Source organism: Acidaminococcus sp., from assembly GCF_050873445.1.
In the GTDB taxonomy this organism is placed as follows: Bacteria; Bacillota; Negativicutes; order Acidaminococcales; family Acidaminococcaceae; genus Acidaminococcus.
Genome location: NZ_JBNMIU010000093.1, coordinates 1 through 2,664 on the forward strand (window position 1 = coordinate 1; position 2,664 = coordinate 2,664).

The following is a 2,664-nucleotide window of genomic DNA, read 5'->3' on the forward strand; positions in this document are numbered from 1 at the left end:
ACTCCTTGATGCGGCCGCGGCGGACTTCTTTCAGATCCTTGACGTAAGCCAGATCAATGCCGTTGGGGTCATAGACATAGCCGTTGGAGTCGGACATGGTGACGACCTTTGCACCCAGCTCGGTAGCCTTCTCGCAGGCATAAGTAGCAACGTTGCCGGAACCGGAGATGACCACGGTCTTACCGGCGAAGCTGTCGTTGCGCATACACTTCAGAGCTTCGGCAGTGAAGTAGCACAGGCCGTAGCCGGTAGCCTCGGTACGGGCCAGAGAACCACCGAAGGTCAGGCCCTTGCCGGTGAGCATGCCGCCCTGGAAGCTGTTGGTCAGGCGCTTGTACTGGCCGAACAGATAACCGACCTCACGGCCGCCGACACCGATATCACCGGCGGGGCAGTCCACGAACTGGCCGATGTGACGGTACAGCTCGGTCATGAAGCTCTGGCAGAAGCGCATCACTTCTGCATCGCTCTTGCCGTGGGGGTCAAAGTCGGAACCGCCCTTGCCGCCGCCCATGGGCAGGGTGGTCAGGCTGTTCTTGAAGGTCTGCTCAAAGCCCAGGAACTTCAGGATGCCCTGGTTGACAGAGGGATGGAAGCGCAGGCCGCCCTTGTAGGGGCCGATGGCGCTGTTGAACTGGACACGGTAGCCACGGTTGACCTGAACCTTGCCCTGATCATCGACCCAGGGCACACGGAAGCTGATGATGCGCTCCGGCTCGACCAGACGCTCAATCAGGCCAGCCTTCTCGTACTCGGGATGCTTTTCCACCACGGGCTGGATGCTCTCCAGAACTTCCCGGACAGCCTGCAGGAACTCAGGCTCATTGGCATTGCGCTGTGCAAGGCCGTCGTAGACACGCTTCAGGTATTCATTCGTCAACATAACAGAATACTCCTTCTCCCAATTTTTACACTCGCTCTGCCCACTATCACAGAGCACTTTATCATTATAAAGCTTTGTGCCGGGATTTACAATAGAAGAAACTGGAAAATGTTTCAGAGAAACCAAAATAAAGATGAATGCGCTTCACAGCATCAGTGCCCGGCAACGCTGGAAATCTCCTGCAGTTCGAACCTGTATTCCTGCGTGGCATCGGGATATTTTTCTTTGTCTACCTGGCTCAGGAACATCTCCAGAGGGCGTAGCCAAAGACTGCCGTCCCCATAGAGCTTGCGGTAGACCACAAACGGTTTTCCTGTTTCGGAATCGTTGGCAAGGGCTTCCACCAGATAGTAGTCCCCCTTGAAATGGCGGTACACCCGCCCGATCTGAAGTTGCTGCATGGTTGGCTCCTTTCGCTTCAACAAAAATTCCCCTGCGGGGCGGGGAAGTACGGTTACTTCTCAAAACCCACAGGATATCGTCTGCGTACCTGAATCCTGCGTTCCAGAGTGGCTGGGCTTTTCCGGTTCTCTGGTATCGGACATCTTTACGCCGATAAAATCGCTCTCCATAAATCCTGCCCTTCTGTCAAAATCACGATAAAGGCTGCTCCGATTTGGTACGAAGATTTTTTTGGGGAGCTTTACATAACCGCTGAAATCATCTTCTTTTGCATCGTCATTGTTTTTGCATAGTTCTTTTAATGCGAGGATACGTTCTTCCATTGCTAATTTCAATGCCTTTTCAAAATCATCCATCACATGCTGTGCACTTTCTTGTAGTTCCTCTTCAAATCCATTCGACACCATATTGCAGGAAAATTTGAGGTCATCCACAAACTCCCTTGCCGCATGAGAGAAGCCCCGAAAGCGATACTTTGTTTTATACTTATCCCCAAACAATCCTTTACCAACGTATTCCTCTCGGTCGTCGAAATCCATCTGATCAATATAGAATTTCAGTTTGGTATATTCACCACGACTTTCAAAATTATTTATGACGCTTCCGATGGGATATTTGTCAGAATCGCCGAATTCCTTCAGATTTTTAATCCAGAAGTCAGTTCCAGTCGGATAGACGCAGATGCTGTTCCACTTTTCAGGGAGTTTGGCCTTGCCGCCCATCACAGTCTGAACTTCACCATAAGCTTCTGCAAGAAGTTTGCGCACCGCTTCATTATAGCGATAATAGGCGCTTTCCTTCACGTCCATGCAGAGATAGTAGGGTTTCAGTTTTGTTACCCGATATTCGACGAATATTTTAGTCAGCATCGTCTTATAGGCTCTTTCTGAATAGCAGAGCCTTTCAAACTCGTTTTCCGCTTCCAGCCGTGCTTCAAATTCCGAAGAATAATTATAGTCATATTCTTTATTGGAAGAAGGAATCTCGACCGGATAATCCTTAGCATCAAACTTGAACTCTGGCACAGGTTCGACCTTGATTTTATCCTTTTCTTCTTCCAGCCATGCAATAATATCTTTCAGCCCTTCAACACCCTTTTTCTGGGTATGCCCACCGCCTTCCAGATAGAGCGCACCCTGTGGGCACCGGGCAATCAACTTTTGGATGGCTGCCAGATTTTTTTCCTGTACGAACTTGCCTTCGATCGCTTCTGCGTTGCCCTCGTCGTTTTCACGCAGATAATCCGGGCGCTGTATCGTACAGATACCGCATCCATCACATTTACTTCCTACCATCAGTTTTTTCATGATTCCAGCTCCTTTACGTTACAGATTGCTTGCGCTGTTCAACGCAGCAATATATTTTTCACCCTGTTCGAT

The 2,664-nt window shown here is 49.9% G+C and carries 3 protein-coding genes; all 3 read right to left on the bottom strand.

Going from position 1 to position 2,664, the window contains the following annotated elements:
• The coding region (locus tag ACR0QW_RS10860; RefSeq protein WP_432643647.1) for a Glu/Leu/Phe/Val dehydrogenase dimerization domain-containing protein at positions 1-883 on the bottom strand (883 nt) is incomplete at its 3' end.
• A gap of 152 nt (positions 884-1,035) precedes the next feature.
• Positions 1,036-1,284: a DUF1653 domain-containing protein gene (locus tag ACR0QW_RS10865; protein WP_432643648.1), complete on the bottom strand. Its 249-nt coding sequence runs from the start codon at positions 1,282-1,284 to the stop codon at positions 1,036-1,038.
• A gap of 60 nt (positions 1,285-1,344) precedes the next feature.
• A complete protein-coding gene (locus tag ACR0QW_RS10870) occupies positions 1,345-2,592 on the bottom strand; it encodes a ferredoxin (RefSeq protein WP_432643649.1) in 1,248 nt (415 codons plus the stop codon).
• Between the last annotated feature and the right edge of the window lie 72 nt (positions 2,593-2,664).